Origin of the sequence: Pseudoalteromonas sp. SCSIO 43088 (genome assembly GCF_023650795.1) — a bacterium.
Lineage (GTDB): Bacteria > Pseudomonadota > Gammaproteobacteria > Enterobacterales > Alteromonadaceae > Pseudoalteromonas > Pseudoalteromonas shioyasakiensis.
Map to the genome: position 1 here is coordinate 1514862 of NZ_CP072675.1, position 22033 is coordinate 1536894.

At 42.9% G+C, this 22033-nt stretch carries 14 protein-coding genes, 10 tRNA genes, 3 rRNA genes and 1 pseudogene; 22 read left to right on the top strand and 6 right to left on the bottom strand.

Annotated features, from left to right (window positions below; genetic code table 11):
- The first annotated feature begins 15 nt into the window (after window positions 1-15).
- Both J8Z28_RS06925 and J8Z28_RS21910 read left to right on the top strand, forming a co-directional pair.
- Window positions 16-696, top strand: coding sequence for a M48 family metallopeptidase (locus J8Z28_RS06925; protein ID WP_250660139.1), 681 nt, complete (start codon window positions 16-18; stop codon window positions 694-696).
- A gap of 18 nt (window positions 697-714) precedes the next feature.
- A pseudogene (locus tag J8Z28_RS21910) lies at window positions 715-936 on the top strand (pentapeptide repeat-containing protein); the annotation flags it as partial.
- On the opposite strand, the gene J8Z28_RS06930 reads toward J8Z28_RS21910, so the two are convergent.
- Together J8Z28_RS06930 and J8Z28_RS06935 are read right to left on the bottom strand one after the other, a co-directional pair.
- Window positions 900-984 (bottom strand) — tRNA-Tyr (locus J8Z28_RS06930). The pseudogene J8Z28_RS21910 and the gene J8Z28_RS06930 sit on opposite strands and share 37 nt — an antisense overlap.
- 49 nt (window positions 985-1033) lie before the next feature.
- Window positions 1034-1118: transfer RNA gene (locus tag J8Z28_RS06935), tRNA-Tyr, on the bottom strand.
- A gap of 112 nt (window positions 1119-1230) precedes the next feature.
- Here J8Z28_RS06935 and J8Z28_RS06940 point away from each other — a divergent pair.
- Together J8Z28_RS06940 and J8Z28_RS06945 are read left to right on the top strand one after the other, a co-directional pair.
- Entirely contained in the window at window positions 1231-1746 is a 516-nt protein-coding gene (locus J8Z28_RS06940) for a VC2046/SO_2500 family protein (RefSeq protein WP_250660140.1), read from the top strand.
- A gap of 173 nt (window positions 1747-1919) precedes the next feature.
- Window positions 1920-2219 carry a DUF6172 family protein gene (locus tag J8Z28_RS06945; RefSeq protein WP_054564021.1) on the top strand — a complete coding sequence of 100 codons (300 nt, stop codon included), beginning with the start codon at window positions 1920-1922 and terminating at the stop codon, window positions 2217-2219.
- 74 nt (window positions 2220-2293) lie between these two features.
- Here the strand turns inward: J8Z28_RS06945 and J8Z28_RS06950 are convergent, their stop codons facing one another.
- From J8Z28_RS06950 to J8Z28_RS06960, 3 genes are all read right to left on the bottom strand, one after another.
- Window positions 2294-2734 (bottom strand): hypothetical protein, encoded by a 441-nt coding sequence (locus tag J8Z28_RS06950; protein ID WP_055022408.1) that lies wholly within the window; start codon window positions 2732-2734, stop codon window positions 2294-2296.
- A 155-nt stretch (window positions 2735-2889) separates the two neighbouring features.
- A complete protein-coding gene (gene cysK, locus J8Z28_RS06955) occupies window positions 2890-3858 on the bottom strand; it encodes a cysteine synthase A (RefSeq protein WP_058583732.1) in 969 nt (322 codons plus the stop codon).
- Between the two features lie 198 nt (window positions 3859-4056).
- Window positions 4057-6390: a carbohydrate binding family 9 domain-containing protein gene (locus tag J8Z28_RS06960; RefSeq protein WP_250660141.1), complete on the bottom strand. Its 2334-nt coding sequence runs from the start codon at window positions 6388-6390 to the stop codon at window positions 4057-4059.
- A gap of 215 nt (window positions 6391-6605) precedes the next feature.
- Here J8Z28_RS06960 and J8Z28_RS06965 point away from each other — a divergent pair, with 215 nt between their 5' ends.
- From J8Z28_RS06965 to J8Z28_RS07025, 13 genes are all read left to right on the top strand, one after another.
- On the top strand, window positions 6606-7757 hold the full coding sequence (locus J8Z28_RS06965; protein WP_054553767.1) for a dicarboxylate/amino acid:cation symporter: 1152 nt from the start codon (window positions 6606-6608) through the stop codon (window positions 7755-7757).
- A gap of 108 nt (window positions 7758-7865) precedes the next feature.
- Entirely contained in the window at window positions 7866-8516 is a 651-nt protein-coding gene (gene uvrY / locus J8Z28_RS06970; protein ID WP_250660142.1) for a UvrY/SirA/GacA family response regulator transcription factor, read from the top strand.
- Window positions 8517-8524: 8 nt separating this feature from the next.
- Window positions 8525-10348, top strand: a complete 1824-nt coding sequence (gene uvrC / locus J8Z28_RS06975) for an excinuclease ABC subunit UvrC (protein ID WP_055022410.1) — start codon at window positions 8525-8527, stop codon at window positions 10346-10348.
- Between the two features lie 43 nt (window positions 10349-10391).
- A complete protein-coding gene (pgsA, locus tag J8Z28_RS06980; RefSeq protein WP_054564017.1) occupies window positions 10392-10937 on the top strand; it encodes a CDP-diacylglycerol--glycerol-3-phosphate 3-phosphatidyltransferase in 546 nt (181 codons plus the stop codon).
- A gap of 139 nt (window positions 10938-11076) precedes the next feature.
- Window positions 11077-11152, top strand: a tRNA-Gly gene (locus J8Z28_RS06985).
- Window positions 11153-11164: 12 nt separating this feature from the next.
- Window positions 11165-11238: transfer RNA gene (locus J8Z28_RS06990), tRNA-Cys, on the top strand.
- Between the two features lie 34 nt (window positions 11239-11272).
- A tRNA-Leu gene (locus J8Z28_RS06995) sits at window positions 11273-11359 on the top strand.
- 59 nt (window positions 11360-11418) lie between these two features.
- Window positions 11419-11494 (top strand) — tRNA-Gly (locus tag J8Z28_RS07000).
- 39 nt (window positions 11495-11533) lie between these two features.
- Window positions 11534-11620, top strand: a tRNA-Leu gene (locus J8Z28_RS07005).
- A 112-nt stretch (window positions 11621-11732) separates the two neighbouring features.
- Window positions 11733-11808, top strand: a tRNA-Gly gene (locus J8Z28_RS07010).
- An 18-nt stretch (window positions 11809-11826) separates the two neighbouring features.
- Window positions 11827-11900, top strand: a tRNA-Cys gene (locus tag J8Z28_RS07015).
- Between the two features lie 35 nt (window positions 11901-11935).
- Window positions 11936-12022 (top strand) — tRNA-Leu (locus J8Z28_RS07020).
- A 159-nt stretch (window positions 12023-12181) separates the two neighbouring features.
- Window positions 12182-12628, top strand: coding sequence for a hypothetical protein (locus J8Z28_RS07025; protein ID WP_250660143.1), 447 nt, complete (start codon window positions 12182-12184; stop codon window positions 12626-12628).
- A gap of 17 nt (window positions 12629-12645) precedes the next feature.
- Here the strand turns inward: J8Z28_RS07025 and J8Z28_RS07030 are convergent, their stop codons facing one another.
- Window positions 12646-14064, bottom strand: coding sequence for an alanine/glycine:cation symporter family protein (locus J8Z28_RS07030; RefSeq protein WP_250660144.1), 1419 nt, complete (start codon window positions 14062-14064; stop codon window positions 12646-12648).
- Window positions 14065-14655: 591 nt separating this feature from the next.
- Between J8Z28_RS07030 and J8Z28_RS07035 the strand changes: the two genes are divergently transcribed.
- The 5 genes from J8Z28_RS07035 (at window position 14656) to hda (ending at window position 21977) form a co-directional block, all read left to right on the top strand.
- A 16S ribosomal RNA gene (locus J8Z28_RS07035) occupies window positions 14656-16196 on the top strand.
- Window positions 16197-16477: 281 nt separating this feature from the next.
- Window positions 16478-19360: ribosomal RNA gene (locus tag J8Z28_RS07040) — 23S ribosomal RNA — on the top strand.
- Window positions 19361-19548: 188 nt separating this feature from the next.
- Window positions 19549-19663: ribosomal RNA gene (rrf, locus tag J8Z28_RS07045) — 5S ribosomal RNA — on the top strand.
- Together the 16S, 23S and 5S rRNA genes form the textbook arrangement of a ribosomal RNA operon.
- A gap of 548 nt (window positions 19664-20211) precedes the next feature.
- A complete protein-coding gene (locus J8Z28_RS07050; protein ID WP_054561206.1) occupies window positions 20212-21267 on the top strand; it encodes a DUF2066 domain-containing protein in 1056 nt (351 codons plus the stop codon).
- A complete protein-coding gene (hda, locus tag J8Z28_RS07055) occupies window positions 21267-21977 on the top strand; it encodes a DnaA regulatory inactivator Hda (RefSeq protein WP_250660380.1) in 711 nt (236 codons plus the stop codon). Before J8Z28_RS07050 ends, hda begins: the two co-directional genes overlap by 1 nt.
- Window positions 21978-22033: the final 56 nt, after the last annotated feature.

Here is a 22033-nt window from a genome sequence, read left to right on the forward strand (position 1 = left end):
ATTGGCTGACCTTTGTTGGATTACACCCTAAAGCGTAGTAAGCGCAGAACAACCGTCGCAATTAAAGTTGCCAAGCAGAAATTGACCGTTTATGCGCCTTTTTATGTTCCACAAACTGAAATAGATGCTTGGTTAAAGACCAAGCAAGATTGGGTCGCTGAACAAATAGCAAAACAATCCATTCATGCTGAACGCCGTCAACTACCATTAGTAAACGCCACTATTAAGTTGTTTGGGCAAAACGTGCCGATAGTATTCGCTAAAGGCCCGAAAAGCATGTGGCAACAAGATGCACAGTCTCAGCTTACCTTATCAATATCATCACGCGTCAAACATCAAGAAGCTAACTACCTAGCTTTGCTTGAGCAGTTTTTACATGAAAAGCTTGAGAGCTATATTGAAATGCGTGTTCATGATTATTGTTTGCAGATGTCAGAAACATTACCGACAAAGCTTAAAATTCAACATTATAAACGTCGTTGGGGCAGTTGTAATAAACGCCGCGAGCTGACTTTTAATTTACATTTAGCAAGTGCGCCAACCTGGGTGATTGATTATGTGGTTGTACATGAGCTTGCGCATCTTTTACATATGAACCATAGCGCTAAGTTTTGGCAACGTGTGAACCAGTTTTATCCAAATTATAAAAAAGCCGAGCAATGGTTAAAAGCAAATGGAAGTAGTTTGAGTTGGTAGCTTAAGTTAGCGAGAGTAAAGTTAGCGAGAGTAAAGTTAGAAAGAGTAAAGTTAGAAAGAGTAAAGTTAGAAAGAGTAAAGTTAGAAAGAGTAAAGCTAGAAAGAGTAAAGCTAGAAAGAGTAAAGCTAGAAAGAGTAAAGCTAGAAAGAGTAAAGCTAGAAAGAGTAAAGCTAGAAAGAGTAAAGCTAGAAAGAGTAAAGAGTGGTGGAGGGAGCTGGATTCGAACCAGCGAAGGCTGAGCCGTCAGATTTACAGTCTGATCCCTTTGGCCGCTCGGGAACCCCTCCACACAAATTTTTACTATTGCATTTGGCCCCACTTTTCTAAGAAGGAAAGTGGTGGAGGGAGCTGGATTCGAACCAGCGAAGGCTGAGCCGTCAGATTTACAGTCTGATCCCTTTGGCCGCTCGGGAACCCCTCCAATGCAACGGCGCTGATAATAGCAAACTTATTATTTAAGTAAAGAAAAAAACTAAAGAAAAATGCATAAATGCCGATAACTGGTTAATCAAGAAACTATTTGGCTAAAGACTATGCAAATTGATGGTTTGTTGCTCACAGAGAGCCAACTCGATAATCGTCTAAATAAAAGTGTTCACGAGCACCGCTCTGGAGAATTTGCTTTATTACTAGCAATGCTTTCTCATGATGCGCTCGATTTTAGTCAGTTTCACCTGCCAAAAACTGAATTAAGCAATCCTGAAATATCTGAATCTGCTTTGCGCACCGAGTTAGGTGCAGGCCCCACACAACCATTAGCTCCCGAACAGTTTGATATCCTGATTGGGCAAGAAAATGCACTTAGACTATTGCAAGGTGGTTTATCAGACATCAGATTACGTCATTGTTTAAATCCAGAGCCACTGAATGTTCGTGATGATAAGCAGCATGTGCCGCTAGAAGTGATTGATAACTGTGAGCCTGCAGTAAGAAAACGCTTTTATGAAAAAAATACACCCGTTGAGCGCCAACAAATCGATGCAGCTGCATTTTATGATAGCCTTACTGACGAGGTGATACATCAACCTCTTCATTTAGCTACAGCTTAGGTATAAGTGGCTTAATCGAAATGTCATAGACTTCGAATACACTAAGAATAAGCTAAGAATAGACTTATATTTAAGTAAAACTGCAAAAAGTACAGCTAAATTAAGATGTGCTTGTTATAATAGCAGCCTATGGCTTAATGCCATTGTCATTGAACCAAGTTACTAGGACTATAATGAAGAAAACATTCACGCTAAACCACGAGAAAATTAAATATCCTCGTATGGTTGATGCAGCCAAGCACGAAGTAAAAAAATACTTAAAACGTGAGCGTAATAAAACACTCCCAGCAGGCGCCGACTATTGGGCGTTTGACTGTAAGTTTGGTGAATCAGCGGATGAGGCCAATGTCGTTCACGTGGCAGAGATTAATAAATGTATTAGCGATATCGAAGCAAAACAGCTTACATCGTTTTACGTTGAAATCTTAGCGCGTCCTGCACAGCGTCAACATCAAGAGTTTGACGAAGAGTAATATCCATACTGTTCTGCAGTAATACTCTTTCAAAAAAAGGGCCCTTTAGGCCCTTTTTTAGTTTTCGTAATTAATTATCGCGCAAATGGATCGGCATTAATTTTTTCAATGTACCACTTGCCTTTTTTACGCATCATTTTCACACTGCGCATATCATCAATTTTCTTACCATTAAAATAACCCGTAAAAATCAAATTGATGTTAGCTTTATCGCCATATTGTTCGCGTAGACTCATGTTAGTCATATCGACTTCAATCACCACTTCATCGTATTGCATATTAACCAGGTTACGAGCGAACTGCCCAGCGGTGCCATAAGATTTCATAATTCGCGCCATTTTAGGCGTGGCATATTCCATAGCAAGATTTAAATCGTTTTGGTTGTATAAAGCATCAAAATAGAGAGTCGCTACATTACCTGGGGTGTTTTTTTCGCCCTTTGGTGCGTCTTCAGAACCGCAACCGAAAAGAATGCTGCTACTTAGAAGGATAATAGTTAAAAGTATATTTTTCATTGTTGTAGTTTTTCGAGTGAACTTAAAATTAAGTGTGTGACTAAATGAGCATGATGTAAAGTTAACTCGGTAAAATTATTGGTTTTATTTATTTTAGGTAATAAAAAAGGACGCATGTCTGCATCCTTTTTTAACAACTAAGTGATTCTTAGTGGCTACTGAACTAGCTCTTTATCGCTGAACTCTTCAGCAAATAATGGGCTAGATAAGTAACGCTCAGTCGCACTTGGTAAAATTACCACAATGTTCTTGTCTGCGTTCTCAGGTTTTTCAGCAAGGCGTTTTGCCGCAACTACTGCTGCACCAGAAGAAATACCCACTAAAATACCTTCGTTTTTCATCAGTTCATGAGCCATAGCAATCGCATCTTCATTTGATACTTGCTCTGCAGCGTCTACAACTTCTAAATCAAGGTTGCCAGGAATGAAGCCTGCACCGATACCTTGGATTTTATGAGGGCCTGGTTTAACTTCTTCACCAGCTAAGGTTTGGCTAATAACTGGAGAGTTAGTTGGTTCAACAGCAACCGATTGTACATTTAAACCTTTTTCTAGTTTAAGGTAACGGCTAACACCCGTAATAGTACCACCAGTACCAACACCTGCTACGAAGATATCAATTTTACCGTCCATTGCTTCATAGATTTCAGGGCCCGTTGTTTCAAAGTGAATTTTAGGGTTAGCTGGGTTTTCGAACTGTTGTAAAAGAATGTATTTCTCAGGCTCACTGGCTTGAATTTCTTTTGCTTTTTCAATCGCGCCATTCATACCCTTAGCGCCATCAGTTAAAACTAGGTTAGCACCTAAGGCTTTTAATAATTTACGACGCTCTAAGCTCATTGTGTTAGGCATAGTCAGGGTTAACTTATAGCCACGAGAAGCAGCTACAAAAGCAAGGGCGATACCTGTGTTACCTGAAGTCGGCTCGATTAACTCTTTTTCTTTAGTTAATACACCTGACTTTTCTGCTTCCCAGATCATTGAAGCGCCAATACGGCATTTAACACTGAAGCTTGGGTTACGTGATTCTACTTTAGCAAAAACATTACCTGAGGTTACGCGGTTAAGCTTTACAATTGGTGTATTACCAATCGTTAATGAATTATCTTCAAAAATGTTAGACATAGTGTTCCCTTGGAAGCAATTTATTCAATCGTTGATCAACTAGCTATGGCTAGTGATCTGTAATAGTCACACTTTACTGTGGTGAATAAAAAACGAAAGTAAAGTTTGGCTATAACATATAGCGAATAGGCTTATAGCATTTAGGAATAAGCAAACAAAGAAAGGGGAGGGCGCACCAAAAGGTGCGCTAATAGGCTCTTAGAGTAACCAAGCGTAGCTAAACTTGGCAAATAACGTACGCTGCTCTTTAGTAATTGATGATAGCTCATCATCTTGATAGCCATTATCTGAGTAACCAGCAAAGAATACCGTTTGCGGGTTCAGCTTGTAAGAATACAACAGCTGAGTGGCTAACTTTTTATATTGGCTATCTACATCATCAATGTAATTAGCCTGATTGCGTTCTAAGTCAGTATAAATGACTGCAAGGCGTAAAAAGCTATTCACGTTGAATTGGTAAGTAAAACGTACATCACTTAAGTTGGCGGTAAATACTTCACTGCCATCGGCTTCAAGCTGCTCATAAGTATGACGTAAACGCACTTCAAAATGCTTACCAAGGTTCATATTCAGCACAGGGCGTATATGGAACTTATCACCAACGCGGTTATTCGCTAAATCAACGGCATTACCTGTGTACATATATAAAGAAGCAAATACCCCTGCTTTTGGTTTAAAGTCACTGTAAAAACCAACGCCATTTTCGCTAAACAAGTCTGTGTTGCCGTCAATATCTAAACGTGATTTATCGTGGCGAAGGCCAGTGCGGTTACGGTGCTCAACAGAAACCTCAAAAAAGCTCTGTAACGGGCCGCTGACTGAAAAACTAGTTTGTGCTTCTTTCTCAAGAAGTTCGTTATTTTCGTTATGGGTAATATCCCAATCGGCGTAAAGGTTAGCGCGATTCCACCAATTGCCTTTATCGCCATACCAGCGGTATTCGCCACCAGTCGTAAACTTTTTAAAATCAACTTGTGAGATAAAGCCCAAGTCAGCTCTTAAATCAGCATCACGGTAATTATAATCTGCGAAGGCACGCCAGTACTTCTCGTCGTGTTGATACTTTAGGTAGTAGCCAGTACCCGATTGCTGTTCTTTACTTAAAACACGAAGTACGCCTTCGTTATAGTCGCAGTCACTATTTAATTCACAAATTACTTGCTCGGGTTGTAAGCAGTTATCACCATCACATAACTCATCGATAAAATCTTGGCTGTATTGTGTTTGTGATTTTAATACTTGCACTAAGAAAACATCGTTCACTGTTGGTTTGTATTTACTATCAATACTGTAAACCGTGTTTTTATAATCATCACTTTGTCTGTGTGTTGCTGTTGAACCGAGTGATAACCCAGATTCAAAATCGTATCGATAACGCAGGGCACCGTTTTCACTTTTCTCGTCAAGGGCGACAAGAGATGAGCCTAAATTGCCCGGGATCAGCACATTGGTTTGCGTATCATTGGCAATGAAGCCGGCAAATGTATGGCCATTTTTGCTGCCGGTGATTTTCGTGCCGTAATCTGGCTGGGCAATATTACGGGTATGAATGAGGTTAAGTGTTGAGGCAAAGTAGTCAGCGTTATCTAAAAAGAAGGCACGCTTTTCTGGGAAGAATAAACTGAAATTATTGTTCACACTCAATTGTGCTACATCCGCTTCAACCTGAGAAAAATCAGGATTAATCGTCGCATTTAAGGTGATATCTGGGGTGATCCCCCATTTAACATCGAGGCTGGCTTCAGTGTTGTTCTCTGACTCCCAGTCATCAACTTGTGCGCCATCAATTTCACGAGTCTCATTTTTGCCAAGCACCACAGATGGAATAATCGCCACGTTATTGCCTTGCTTTGCTTGTTCAAAGCCTTGGTAACTTGGCATTTGGCAAATCCAACAGTTGTTACCATGGTCAATTTGCATATTTGAGATACGTAATCGTTCACTGCGCGGTAAAAAGCGTAAAAACTCCATCGCCATAGTCTTACTTGCTACGCTGTCGTCAAAATTCAATACGCGTAATGGAATGGCAACTTCAACTGTGTAGCCTTTATCATGAATAACACCGACGCTATCCCAAATACCGTCCCATGATGAGCTTTCATGTTTAGTCAGTTCGTTTTCTATTGAATCTTGTTGTACACCAAGTGGGTTAATAAAAAATTGATAGGCTAATTGAGAATTATTGTATGAATCAATTTTTAGCCCGACTAGGTCATCATCCCAGGCTGCGTCACGGTCACGGTAAAAAGCACGAATAAGTTCTGGGTTTGGATCATTCGCTTCAAAGCCAATAAAAAGTGTTTCGCCATCTTCATAAACATAAGCGTGGGTGGTAACTGGGCTTTTACTGTTTTCATAAGGCCAAGTAATGTTGTCTATGGTAATTTTTTTGGCACGTTGCCAACTTGGCTCATTGAGCTGGCCGTCAATTGTTGCCTGCTCTGCAATAAAAGGAAGGGTGACGGGTTGGCTGGTGGCCAAGCTGGTAAAAGGCACGCTTAATAGAGCGGCACTTAACATTGATTTATACATAAGCACTATACGGGTATTCAAAACTGCGAGCATGTTATTAATTTGCAACTTTGTTAACAAATGCAACGCGACAGGGCGCATATATTTACGTTCAAATTAGATTCTAACAAGCTGTGGTGGTAATTTGCGCAGTTAAACGTTAATTTGGCTGTTTTATAACAAAAGTAAACTAAAACGTGGTAAAAGATTACCACCTAAAAATTGAAGTGATCGTTATGAATTTAATTCTAAAATTAATTGCTGGTATTGTTGCCGGTATTTTAGTGGGCTTATATGTGCCACTAACAGGTGTTGAACTCCTTTACACAGTAAAAGAAATAATAGGTCAGTTGATCACCTTTACCATCCCGTTAATTATTTTATTTTTTATCGCATCAGGTATTGCTGGTTTACCAAAAGGGTCAGGCCACTTGTTAGGAAAAACTGTTGGCTTTGCATATGGTTCAACCGTTATTGCTGGAACCTTAGCTTTTTTACTTGTCAGCGCTATGATCCCATTGTTTGATGGCGGTTTAACGTTTGAAGCAGAAGTTGCTACCGAAGTGGGCAGCTTTATTGATCTAGAAATTCCACCTCTTATGAGTGTAATGACAGCACTTGCTGCGGCATTCATTTTTGGTATTGGTATGAGCCAGTTACAGCTTGATACGTTAAAGAAAGTATCTGATCAGGGCCGTGATGTGATTGATGGCTTATTAGCAAAAGTAATTATTCCTGCGTTACCTTTCTACATTGCCGGTGTTTTCGCGGAAATGACAGTTGCTGGCACCGTGGTTGATACGCTGCAAACATTTGGTATTGTTTTGCTAGCTGCATTAATTATGCATTGGCTATGGCTTACTGTTTTATATGTATCTACAGGCCTTTTACTAAAGCGTAATCCTTTAGAGCTTGTAAAAAATATGCTACCCGCTTATTTTACTGCTTTAGGTACAATGTCGAGTGCAGCAACAATTCCAGTTTCACTTCGCTCAAGCAAAGCAAATAACGTAAAAGAAGATGTTGCTAACTTTACAGTACCTTTATGTGCAACTATCCATTTATCGGGCTCAACAATTACGATTGTGACATGTGCAATGGCTGTCATGTTCTTATCACCGAATATGGATGTACCATCGTTATTTGGTATGTTGCCATTTATTATGATGCTAGGCGTTGTAATGATTGCTGCCCCTGGCGCACCAGGTGGGGCTGTTATGTCGGCATTGGGTCTTTTAACAAGTATGCTTGGTTTTAATGAAGGTGCAGTTGCATTAATGATTGCACTTTATTTAGCACAAGATAGCTTTGGTACTGCCTGTAATGTAACAGGTGATGGTATCATTGCCCTATGGGTTGATCGTTTCAGCGAGAAAGCATCAGCTTAAAATTAATTAGTGAAACGATATTTTGATTTATCGTTTCACTTTTTCTGTGCTAATGTGGCACATTAAACTGTGCGAAAGCAGCTATTTGGGTTATTTGAGGGTGTTCCATTGATTAATGTACTTTTAGTTGATGACCATGAACTTTTACGGACAGGGATCAGACGTATACTTGATGATGTTCGTGGTTTTAAAGTGGTGGGTGAAGCTAAAACCGGTGAAGAAGCGGTGCAATTTTGCCGTCAACATTCACCTGATATCGTGTTGATGGACATGAATATGCCAGGTATTGGCGGTTTAGAAGCGACAAAAAAAATCTGTCGTTATTGCCCAGATGTAAAAATTATTGTGCTTACTGTGCATTGTGAAGATCCATTCCCAAGCAAAGTAATGCAAATTGGTGCTCACGGTTATCTAACAAAAGGTGCCGGCTCTGATGAAATGGTTAACGCCATTCGTGCGGTTAATGCAGGGCAACGTTATATTGCACCTGAAATTGCACAACAAATTGCCCTTGCCCAGGTAAGCGGTCGCACAGATGAAAACCCATTCCAGAGCTTGTCTGAGCGTGAGCTGCAAATCATGCTGATGATCACTAAAGGTGAGAAAGCGCAAGATATTGCGGATCGCTTGAACCTGAGTTCAAAAACAGTGAATAGCTATCGCTATCGCATGTTTGAAAAGCTAAATGTAGGGGGTGATGTTGAACTTACCCATTTAGCAATTCGTCATAAAATGATCGACATTGATAGCTCGCATTAATTTGCTCAATGTCTGATTTCGAACCAGCCCGTTTTCTAAAAACACTATCAAGTGAGCCCGGTGTCTACCGAATGCTTGATAGTGAAGGGCAAGTTATCTATGTTGGTAAGGCTAAAAATCTAAAAAAGCGCGTAAGTAGCTACTTCCGTAGTAATGTAACTGATAGCAAAACGCGTGTATTAGTAAGTAATATTTGCGGTATTGAAGTCACCCTGACCAACACTGAAACCGAAGCCTTATTACTCGAAAATAACCTAATTAAAAAATATCAGCCTCGTTACAATATTTTGCTGCGAGATGATAAGTCATATCCGTATATTCTTTTAACTGATCATAAGCACCCGCGACTTGCTTTTCATCGTGGTAGCCGAAAAATTAAAGGCGAATATTTTGGCCCATTCCCAAGTGCGGGAGCGGTATCTGAAAGTTTGCGTTTAATGCAAAAAATCTTTCCAGTTCGCCAATGTGAAGATGCTTATTACCGAGCTAGAAGCCGTCCATGTTTACAATATCAGTTAAAACGCTGCTCAGCGCCGTGTGTTAATAAAATCTCCGATGAAGAATATCAACAAGAAGTTGATTTTGTTCGCAAGTTTTTGTTGGGCAAATCTCATGAAGTCATTGCCGATTTAGTTACTAAAATGGAGCAAGCAAGTAAAGAACTTAAATTTGAGCTTGCGGCCAAAGTGCGTGACCAAATCATGTTGCTTCGAAAAATGCAGGAGCAACAATCTATTTCAGGTAACCATGCCGAAATGGATGTAGTAGGCTTTGCGCATTTAAATGGTTTGAATGCGGTTCACTTATTAATGATCCGCGACCACAAAGTGCTAGGCAGTAAAACTTATTTTCCTAAAGTGCCAAAAGACTCAGGTGAAGAAGAAATTCTAACTTCTTTTTTAGGCCAATATTATCTAGCTCCCGGTGCAACAGGGCGTATTGCTAAAGAAATTATATTACCGTTTAATATTGAAGAAAGTGAGCCATTAAGCGAAGCGCTTACGGCAATCTCTGAACGTAAAGTGAGTTTAAAAGTTGCTAATCGCGGTGAGCGGGCACAGTATTTAAAGCTTGCTAATAAAAATGCACTTAACAGCATTAGTGTTAAGCAAAGCACGCAGGATTCAATCAACAAACGCTACGCACAATTAAAAGAAACATTACGCCTAGATGATATTAATCGCATGGAATGTTTTGATATCAGCCATACAATGGGTGAAAACACGGTAGCAAGTTGTGTGGTGTTTGATTCGCAAGGGCCTAATAATAAAGAATATCGTCGATTTAATGTTACCGGCATCACCGGTGGTGATGATTATGCTGCGATGGAATTCGCACTTAATAAACGCTACAACAAAGTGGTCGATGAAGACAAAATTCCAGATGTCATCTTTATCGATGGTGGTAAAGGTCAATTATCTCGTGCTGAGCAATATTTTGAAAACTGGCCGCATAATAAAATACCATTGCTGGTGGGTGTTGCAAAAGGTACCAGTCGGAAACCAGGTTTAGAAACGCTATTAATTGATGGCGGACGTAAAACAATACCACTTGATTCAGATGCACCAGCGCTGCATTTAATTCAGCATATTCGTGATGAGTCGCACCGTTTTGCCATTGCAGGGCATCGTAATAAACGACAAAAACAACGTACACAATCATTGTTAGAAGAGATTACCGGTGTAGGACAAAAGCGCCGACAAGCATTATTAAAATATTTAGGGGGCATGCAAGGGGTAAAAGCTGCTAATATAGACCAATTAAAACAAGTTCCTGGGATCAGCCCTGAAATGGCTGAAAAGATATTTAATCATTTGCATGACAAGGCGTAGCCTTCGTGCGAATATAGTAAAAAAAAGACATCTCCAAGTAGTTATGTGGAATATTCCAAACACACTCACAACCTTTAGACTTTTTCTTATCCCCATTTTTTTGGTGATATTTTATTTGCCTTTCTCATGGGCGTTTTTCGCAGCTGCGTTTGTTTTCTGGCTTGCGTCAATCACAGATATCCTTGATGGCTATCTAGCGCGTCGTTTAAATCAGTCAACGCCTTTCGGTGCGTTCTTAGATCCGGTTGCCGACAAAGTAATGGTGTGTGCAGCACTGGTTGCTTTATCAAGCCACTACCAAAGTTTGTATATGACTATTCCAGCATTAGTTATTATTAGCCGTGAAATTGTTATCTCTGCTTTACGCGAATGGATGGCAGAGCAGGGTAAACGTGACAACGTAGCTGTATCAAACATGGGTAAGTTTAAAACTGCAGCACAGATGCTAGCCATTATTGGTTTGATCTGGCAGTTTGATACATGGATGATCTACTTAAGTTATGGCCTTTTGTACGTCGCAACATTCTTAACGCTTAGTTCTATGTTGCAGTATTTAATAGCGGCATGGTCAGAATTGACCAAAAATTGATCCTAAACGTTTAATTACACACCGTTTTAGATAAAAAATAAGCAAACAGTTCAAAACTAGCATTTTTTATATTGACGCGTTTAATAATCTCTGTAGAATGCGTCCGTGTTGAGAGGGCATAGCCCCCAAGATAAAGAAAGCGGCACTAGCTCAGTTGGTAGAGCGCAACCTTGCCAAGGTTGAGGTCACGAGTTCGAGCCTCGTGTGCCGCTCCAATTATCTAATTTGGCGGAATGGCAGAGTGGCCATGCAGCGGATTGCAAATCCGTCTACCTCGGTTCGACTCCGGGTTCCGCCTCCATTCAACACTCCACGCGCTCTATGAGCAACCCGATGCCCGGGTGGTGGAATTGGTAGACACAAGGGATTTAAAATCCCTCGCTGGTAACAGCGTGCCGGTTCAAGTCCGGCCCCGGGCACCATTTGTGGTTAACTACAATACCAAATGTAGTTATAAAAATAATATTAGAGTTAATATGATGCGGCACTAGCTCAGTTGGTAGAGCGCAACCTTGCCAAGGTTGAGGTCACGAGTTCGAGCCTCGTGTGCCGCTCCATATTAGCTTTATCCACTTGCTTTAAATAGCAAACCCGATGCCCGGGTGGTGGAATTGGTAGACACAAGGGATTTAAAATCCCTCGCTGGTAACAGCGTGCCGGTTCAAGTCCGGCCCCGGGCACCATTTTTAGTGGTAACTAATTAAAAATTTGCGGCACTAGTTCAGTTGCCAGAACGTTATCATCGCAACCTCAAGGTTGTGTACCAACGGTAAAAATACTGACAGAATTAAATTTGCGGCACTAGCTCAGTTGGTAGAGCGCAACCTTGCCAAGGTTGAGGTCACGAGTTCGAGCCTCGTGTGCCGCTCCAATTATTTGGAAGCGATAAGGCGGAATGGCAGAGTGGCCATGCAGCGGATTGCAAATCCGTCTACCTCGGTTCGACTCCGGGTTCCGCCTCCATATAATACTCCACATGCTCTTACGAGCGGCCCGATGCCCGGGTGGTGGAATTGGTAGACACAAGGGATTTAAAATCCCTCGCTGGTAACAGCGTGCCGGTTCAAGTCCGGCCCCGGGCACCATTTACATAAAATACCTCTTCTCTATTTCATTTATATTTCTTTTTATAATCTCATCAAATTATTTTTTTATTGCCAAAATAGCTTTATAGTTTCCTTAGTCTTTTTAAAACAGCTAACGCGTTTCAAGTTTTAATCAATAAATAGGATCAAGGAAAGATAATGGAGCAATTTAAACGTGGCTTAAATCAGTTTTGGGTAGGCGCCGTATTTGGGCTTTGTCTAGCGATCTCATTAGTACTCATTCCTGTTGCGATTATTATGTCGAACATTAACGATGTACTGAAAATTCATGAGGTGAGCGTGCTTGTCGATAAAGTATCGACTGTCTTCGATAAATCAGAACAAGCCATTAGTAATGCCAAAGCAGCGCTAACCGATTTTGATAATGACGTGCTGATGGATATGCTCACTGCTGTGCAATCTTATCAGCAACAATCGCAGCCATTACTAACCGCAGAACAAAAACAAGCATTAAAAGCGCAAATTAAAGATCAGCTTGTTACTGAGCTTGAGTCCAAACTTAACGAGCAACAAATTACATTCATATTGTCTGTTTTTGAAAAGTTAGCAAATACAAAAAAGGGAGCACAAACGCTCCCTAAATAAGAATTTACTTAACTAGATTATTTACGCCATGCGCCTTTAGGAATGGTTTGATCTAGTTTTTTGTTTTGCGAAGGATCAAAACTAGGTAATTTACCTGCCTTACGTTGTGTGTTGTAATCCTTCGCGAGCCAAATAACGACGCCCGATAACATAAATAAAGCGATGACGTTAACAATAGCCATTAAACCCATCGAAACATCCGCAAGGGTCCATACGAGTGGCAATTCCCCAAGCGCACCAAACATCACCATACCAAGTACCAATAATCGGAATATCAACATACCCGAAGCATGGTTATGCTCTAAGAACAATAAATTGGTTTCGGCATAAGAATAATTAGCAACTATCGAGGTAAATGCAAAAAACAAAATTGCAATCGCAACAAATATCGCACCCCAACTACCAACGTGTTCTTCAAGGGCAGCTTGTGTTAACGCAATGCCAGTTACACCTGAATTAGGTATAAGCTGTTGTGATAATAAAATAAGGGCTGCAGTTGCAGTACATATAATAATTGTATCTACAAATACGCCGAGCATTTGTACATAACCTTGTGAGGCAGGGTGCGGTGGGTTAGGTGTTGCCGTTGCAGCAGCATTTGCAGCGCTACCCATACCAGCTTCATTAGAGAATAGGCCACGTTTAATACCCTGGATCATGGCCTGCATTACACCATAACCTATTGCACCCGCACCCGCTTGCTCGATACCAAAGGCACTATTAATAACATGCATAAATACGTCCGGTAATAAATCGTAGTTCATGGCACACACATAAAGTGCAACTAACAAATAAGCCAGCGCCATAAATGGCACAACCATTTCTGCAAAACGTGAAATAGTTTTTAAGCCACCAAAAATAATAATGCCTGACCCTAATACTAACCCGATACCTACAACATAGTTTGGAATACCAAACGCAACATTAAATGCAGCAGCAATAGAGTTTGATTGAACAGCATTAAATACCAAGCCAAAAGCAAGAATAAGGCAAAGAGAAAAGATCACACCCATCCAACGTTTGCCCAAACCATATTCCATATAATAAGCAGGGCCACCGCGAAAGTTGCCATCTTCATCGACGGTTTTATATGCCTGAGCAAGAGTACTCTCGGCAAAACTTGTCGCCATACCTATTAAAGCAATAAGCCACATCCAGAAAATTGCCCCGGCACCGCCTAAATAAAGTGCAACGGCAACACCTGCCATATTACCCGTACCTACTCTCGCAGCTAAAGAAGTACAAAATGCTTGGAATGAAGAAATGCCATCGCCAGAACCTTGGCGGCTCTGAAACATCACTTTGATCATATGTGGGAATTGAGTGAATTGAATAAAACCGAGTCGAAGAGTGAAAAATAGCCCCGCAGCTATTAAAAGGTAAACCAGAATGTGACCCCAAAGGAGACCACTTATACTATTTATAATGTCTGTCATTTTTCTTGCCTTGTGAGCGAGTGGAAAATCTGCGGCGCAAGTTACCATAACAAGCGAGGAGAGTTTAGTTATTCTGCTAAAAAACATCAGTTATCCACAGTTGTTTGTGGGTAACTTGTTTGCACTTGGTGGGTATCTGGTTAAGTTGAAAATAATCAAAAAAACCTTCAAAAAGTGCTTGCGTTAATTCCTCGCATCCCTATAATGCGCGTCCACTGACACGGCGGGCAGCAATGAAAAGCGCTGAACAAAGTGACACAGAGTTAAGTAAAACTTCGGTTTAAAACGGTCTAAAAAGAAAGTTTAAAATTAAGTGTTGACTCGAAAAATTAAGGATGTATTATACGCATCCCTAGCGACAGCGTCGCAACGTTCTTTAACAATATAAAGCAATCATCTGTGTGGGCACTCGTACAGATTGAGTTCTAACAGCAGATTCTAGTTCGCTAGATGACGCAAACAAATTTAGAGTCTCAATTGAACTGAGTGACCAACGGAAACAAGTTTACTTGTTTCAGCACAGTCAATTCGATTCGAAAGAATCAAAATTCAGAATTCATTGAGCACGAAACTTCGGTTTCAAAAAACTTTTAATTGAAGAGTTTGATCATGGCTCAGATTGAACGCTGGCGGCAGGCCTAACACATGCAAGTCGAGCGGAAACGAAGAGGTGCTTGCACCTCTGGCGTCGAGCGGCGGACGGGTGAGTAATGCTTGGGAATATGCCTTATGGTGGGGGACAACAGTTGGAAACGACTGCTAATACCGCATGATGTCTACGGACCAAAGTGGGGGACCTTCGGGCCTCACGCCATAAGATTAGCCCAAGTGGGATTAGCTAGTTGGTGAGGTAATGGCTCACCAAGGCGACGATCCCTAGCTGGTTTGAGAGGATGATCAGCCACACTGGGACTGAGACACGGCCCAGACTCCTACGGGAGGCAGCAGTGGGGAATATTGCACAATGGGCGCAAGCCTGATGCAGCCATGCCGCGTGTGTGAAGAAGGCCTTCGGGTTGTAAAGCACTTTCAGTAAGGAGGAAAGGTTAAGTGTTAATAGCGCTTAGCTGTGACGTTACTTACAGAAGAAGCACCGGCTAACTCCGTGCCAGCAGCCGCGGTAATACGGAGGGTGCGAGCGTTAATCGGAATTACTGGGCGTAAAGCGTACGCAGGCGGTTTGTTAAGCGAGATGTGAAAGCCCCGGGCTCAACCTGGGAACTGCATTTCGAACTGGCAAACTAGAGTGTGATAGAGGGTGGTAGAATTTCAGGTGTAGCGGTGAAATGCGTAGAGATCTGAAGGAATACCGATGGCGAAGGCAGCCACCTGGGTCAACACTGACGCTCATGTACGAAAGCGTGGGGAGCAAACAGGATTAGATACCCTGGTAGTCCACGCCGTAAACGATGTCTACTAGAAGCTCGGGTCTTCGGGCTTGTTTTTCAAAGCTAACGCATTAAGTAGACCGCCTGGGGAGTACGGCCGCAAGGTTAAAACTCAAATGAATTGACGGGGGCCCGCACAAGCGGTGGAGCATGTGGTTTAATTCGATGCAACGCGAAGAACCTTACCTACACTTGACATACAGAGAACTTACCAGAGATGGTTTGGTGCCTTCGGGAACTCTGATACAGGTGCTGCATGGCTGTCGTCAGCTCGTGTTGTGAGATGTTGGGTTAAGTCCCGCAACGAGCGCAACCCCTATCCTTAGTTGCCAGCGATTCGGTCGGGAACTCTAAGGAGACTGCCGGTGATAAACCGGAGGAAGGTGGGGACGACGTCAAGTCATCATGGCCCTTACGTGTAGGGCTACACACGTGTTACAATGGCGCATACAGAGTGCTGCGAACCTGCGAGGGTAAGCGAATCACTTAAAGTGCGTCGTAGTCCGGATTGGAGTCTGCAACTCGACTCCATGAAGTCGGAATCGCTAGTAATCGCATATCAGAATGATGCGGTGAATACGTTCCCGGGCCTTGTACACACCGCCCGTCACACCATGGGAGTGGGTTGCTCCAGAAGTGGATAGTCTAACCTTCGGGAGGACGTTCACCACGGAGTGATTCATGACTGGGGTGAAGTCGTAACAAGGTAGCCCTAGGGGAACCTGGGGCTGGATCACCTCCTTATACGATTTAGAACTTATTTGTTCGTAGTGTCCACACAGATGATTGTTAGTTAGCTAAGCCGCTTTGGTTTAACTAATTAATATGCTCTTTAAAAATTTGGAAAGCTGATATTAAAATTCTTATAGATAACATTGTTATTTATAAAGAGTTTTCAAAAGTAAAAATATGCCATTAATCGAAAGATTAATTGGTATCTACTTTAGTATTCTCATCATTATTTGATGAATTAACTTCTGGCGAAGTTAACAGCTGTCACTAACAAAGACCCGTTTGGGTTGTATGGTTAAGTGACTAAGCGTACACGGTGGATGCCTTGGCAGTTGGAGGCGATGAAGGACGTATTAACTTGCGATAAGCCTAGTCAAGCTAGTAAAAAGCGCTTGAGACTAGGATTTCCGAATGGGGAAACCCACCTGCTTGCAGGTATCTTGCACTGAATACATAGGTGTAAGAGGCGAACGCGGAGAACTGAAACATCTAAGTACCCGTAGGAACAGAAATCAACCGAGATTCCGGAAGTAGCGGCGAGCGAAACCGGACCAGCCCTTAAGCTTATTATGTGTTAGTGGAACATTCTGGAAAGTTTGACGATACAGGGTGATAGTCCCGTACACGAAAATGCATCTTAAGTGAAATCGAGTAGGTCGAAGCACGTGAAACTTTGACTGAATATAGGTGGACCATCATCTAAGGCTAAATACTCCCAACTGACCGATAGTGAACCAGTACCGTGAGGGAAAGGCGAAAAGAACCCCTGTGAGGGGAGTGAAATAGAACCTGAAACCGTGTACGTACAAGCAGTAGGAGCCCTTCGAGGGTGACTGCGTACCTTTTGTATAATGGGTCAGCGACTTATATTTTGTAGCGAGGTTAACCGATTAGGGTAGCCGTAGGGAAACCGAGTCTTAACTGGGCGTATAGTTGCAAGGTATAGACCCGAAACCCGGTGATCTAGCCATGGGCAGGTTGAAGGTTGAGTAACATCAACTGGAGGACCGAACCCACTAACGTTGAAAAGTTAGGGGATGACCTGTGGCTAGGAGTGAAAGGCTAATCAAACCGGGAGATAGCTGGTTCTCCCCGAAATCTATTTAGGTAGAGCCTCGGACGAATACTTACGGGGGTAGAGCACTGTTAAGGCTAGGGGGTCATCCCGACTTACCAACCCTTTGCAAACTCCGAATACCGTAAAGTACTATCCGGGAGACACACGGCGGGTGCTAACGTCCGTCGTGAAGAGGGAAACAACCCAGACCGCCAGCTAAGGTCCCAAAGTCATAGTTAAGTGGGAAACGATGTGGAAAGGCCCAGACAGCCAGGAGGTTGGCTTAGAAGCAGCCATCCTTTAAAGAAAGCGTAATAGCTCACTGGTCGAGTCGGTCTGCGCGGAAGATGTAACGGGGCTAAACTATGCACCGAAGCTGCGGATTCAAACTATGTTTGAGTGGTAGGGGAGCGTTCTGTAAGCCGTTGAAGGTGTACCGGGAGGTATGCTGGAGGTATCAGAAGTGCGAATGCTGACATGAGTAACGATAATGCGGGTGAAAAACCCGCACGCCGGAAGACCAAGGGTTCCTATCCCATGTTAATCAGGGTAGGGTAAGTCGACCCCTAAGGCGAGGCCGAAAGGCGTAGTCGATGGGAAACGGGTTAATATTCCCGTACTTGGTATAATTGCGATGGGGGGACGGAGCAGGCTAAACAAGCATGGCGTTGGTTGTCCATGTGAAAGTGAGTAGGTTGAGAGTTTAGGAAAATCCGGACTCTTAAGACTGAGACACGAGACGAGCACCTACGGGTGTGAAGTTGTTGATGCCATACTTCCAGGAAAAGCCTCTAAGCTTCAGATTATACCGAATCGTACCCCAAACCGACACAGGTGGTCAGGTAGAGAATACTAAGGCGCTTGAGAGAACTCGGGTGAAGGAACTAGGCAAAATTGTACCGTAACTTCGGGAGAAGGTACGCTCCTATCTGTGATGAGACTTGCTCTTTAAGCGGACGGGAGCCGCAGTGACCAGGTGGCTGGGACTGTTTATTAAAAACACAGCACTGTGCAAAATCGCAAGATGACGTATACGGTGTGACACCTGCCCGGTGCCGGAAGGTTAATTGATGGGGTTAGTTTTCGGACGAAGCTCTTGATCGAAGCCCCGGTAAACGGCGGCCGTAACTATAACGGTCCTAAGGTAGCGAAATTCCTTGTCGGGTAAGTTCCGACCTGCACGAATGGTGTAACCATGGCCACGCTGTCTCCACCCGAGACTCAGTGAAATTGAAATCGCAGTGAAGATGCTGTGTACCCGCGGCTAGACGGAAAGACCCCGTGAACCTTTACTACAGCTTGGCACTGAACATTGACCCTACATGTGTAGGATAGGTGGGAGGCTTTGAAGCAGAAACGCTAGTTTTTGTGGAGCCGTCCTTGAAATACCACCCTTGTAGTGTTGATGTTCTAACGTTGGCCCCTAATCGGGGTTACGGACAGTGCCTGGTGGGTAGTTTGACTGGGGCGGTCTCCTCCCAAAGAGTAACGGAGGAGCACGAAGGTTGGCTAAGTACGGTCGGACATCGTACGGTTAGTGTAATGGTAGAAGCCAGCTTAACTGCGAGACAGACACGTCGAGCAGGTACGAAAGTAGGTCATAGTGATCCGGTGGTTCTGAATGGAAGGGCCATCGCTCAACGGATAAAAGGTACTCCGGGGATAACAGGCTGATACCGCCCAAGAGTTCATATCGACGGCGGTGTTTGGCACCTCGATGTCGGCTCATCACATCCTGGGGCTGAAGTCGGTCCCAAGGGTATGGCTGTTCGCCATTTAAAGTGGTACGCGAGCTGGGTTTAGAACGTCGTGAGACAGTTCGGTCCCTATCTGCCGTGGGCGTTTGAGAATTGAGAGGGGTTGCTCCTAGTACGAGAGGACCGGAGTGAACGAACCGCTGGTGTTCGGGTTGTCATGCCAATGGCACTGCCCGGTAGCTACGTTCGGAACTGATAAGCGCTGAAAGCATCTAAGCGCGAAGCAGGCCTCGAGATGAGTTCTCACTAGACTTTTAAAGTCTCTGAAGGGCCGTTGAAGACTACAACGTTGATAGGCAGGATGTGGAAGTGGTGTGAGCCATTAAGCTAACCTGTACTAATTACCCGTGAGGCTTAACCATACAACGCCAAACGCGTTTTATGACAGCGTAACAGACAGAAGTTAAGACACTAAAGTAGATTTTACTTGATATCAGAATTCCAGATTTATGTAGGGTGAACCGCAACGCTTAATGCGAAATCAGTTCACCTTGCGCAAAGGACTCGTAAGCGCTACGCGCTTTGTCGAGAATCCTTTCCACGCCTTTTGCTTGGTGACAATAGCGTTTTGGACCCACCTGACCCCATGCCGAACTCAGTAGTGAAACGAAACAGCGCCGATGATAGTGTAGCAGCTGCTATGTGAAAGTAGGTCATCGCCAGGCTCCAAATTAAAGAAAGCCCGATTCGAAAGAGTCGGGCTTTTTTGCGTTTTAGCTGTCAGCTATCAGCCATCAGCCATCAGCGGTCAGCTGTCAGCCATCAGTTGAACTGTGGGGTTGTTTAGTGCAGATACTCCCTCAGCAACAACCCGCGTAGGAGGCACTTCAGTGCCGAATCTAGACCAGAACAAACACATTAATGGCTAAAGCCATTCCTACAAGTACACTTTGCCTAGAGCCTAGAGCCTAGAGCCTAGAGCCTAGAGCCTAGAGCCTAGAGCCTCCGTCAGAGGGAGACGCAGCACCAAACACCTCCACCTCGCGGCTGATCGCTGACGGTTGAAAGCTGATAGCTCTGTGATGTTTTTGTTTTCGCTCCGCTATACCCAACTACGCCAGACATTAAAACTTTCCCCTCGCTAACTTTCCCCTCGCTAACTCCCAACTTGTGACTCACGAACTTGCTCAGCTACTGTTCATTAAATTAACTTTGCTTTGTTTATGGCTTTGATTTAGGATCAAATCAGTTTAAAAGCAAGAACTAATGGCCTGTGTCTAGATTACTTATTTGTTTATTATTATTATTTTCGAGTGCTTCAACTTTCGCTGTTGAGGTGACTAACTTATATCAAGATACCCTTAAAGTTGCAGACAAATCACGTGATGCTCGTTTGGCAGCAAGCCGTGAAGCACTGCTAAATGTGCTGGTGAAAGTGAGTGGTGATACATCAGCAGATCAAAACCCTGTTGCTAAACAGCGCACGCGTGACATTTCAGATTACATGCTCAAATTCGAATATGACGAAAAAGCTGATGGCAGTTTAAATCTGGTTGTTAAGTTTGAAGCCAATAAGATTAATGCATTAATCAAAGATCTTGGCTTGCCATTGTGGGGGACACGTCGTCCTTTAGTGGCTATCTGGTTAGGCATTGAAGATAACTGGCGCCGTGAACTGGTGACTCAAGAGTCTTATCCGCAGCTTGAACAGCTTATATACGACAAAGCAGGTCGTCGTGGTTTACCTGTGGTTGTGCCATTACTTGATTTACAAGACCGCGCTATTGTTGGTATACCAGAAGTATGGGGTAATTTCTCTGAACCCGTAGAGCGGGCATCGAGTCGTTATAGTGCAGAGCGCAGTATTACTGCAAGAATGTATCAACAAGCTGATTCAGAAACCTGGATCCTAGATTGGCGTTTCACTAATGCAGAATTATTCGATACTAATCGCTTGATGGGTGATAAGCAGCAAATTGTTGCAGATATGATTGACAGTTTAGCAGGTGGCTTAGCAGCAGAATATGCCATTGATCCAACAATGATTGGCCAACTTGCAACAGCAACTTTCTATCTTAAAGGTATTAATAACTTTGTTGATATTGAATTTGCTAAACGCCGTTTAGAGAGCTTAAGTGTTGTTACTCGCGCTGTGATATCTGTACGTACGCCTGATACCGTACAATTTATAGTTAATCATACTGGCAGCATGAACGACTTTAGAAAAGCGTTAGAACTTGATAGTGCCTTTAAAGCCTATCAAGACCCGCGAGATTTTTATCAAGTGGTGAATAGCGACGAACTTGAATATCAGTGGCAGGGGCTTTAATCGCAGTGCAAGAACCAATGCAAATGGCATTGCCAGTTACTTTGCCTGATGATGAAACATTTACTTCTTATTTTGGTGGCGAAAACTCTCTTGAAGTGAGTCATCTTAAAGATGCGTTCACAAAGCTCAGTAATAAATTTCAATATACCTACTTATGCGGTTTAGGTGATTCTGGTAAATCCCACCTATTGTACGCGACCTGTATTCATGCCCAAGAGCATGGTTTATCAACCATGTTACTTTCAATGCGTGAAGTGATTGATTATGGTCCTGTTGTGCTTGAAGGTCTGGAAAATCTTGATGTGTTATGTATCGATGACGTGCACTTAGTGGCAGGCAACGATGCATGGGAGAAAGGATTATTTAACTTTTTTAATCGCTTTAATGAGCCGGGTAAATACCTTGTGGTCACAGCTGATTTATTACCTGACATGCTGCATATCAATCTTCCTGATTTAGTATCGCGTTTGAAGTGGGGCACAACATTACAAATTCGCTCTATGAGCGATGATGATAAAGCGGAAGCCCTCGTACGCCGTGCTCATATGCGCGGTCTTGAACTAACTGATGAATGTGCGCGCTTTTTATTAACGCGATTAAGCCGCGATATGCGTGCATTATTAGACGTTTTAGACAAACTAGACCATGCCTCAATGGCTGCACAAAGAAAATTAACAATTCCTTTTATAAAATCAACGTTAAAGCTTTAGTAGGGCTAGAATCTAGTCCTTGCTTTCAGTTATCATTAGCTATTACAAAAATCCTT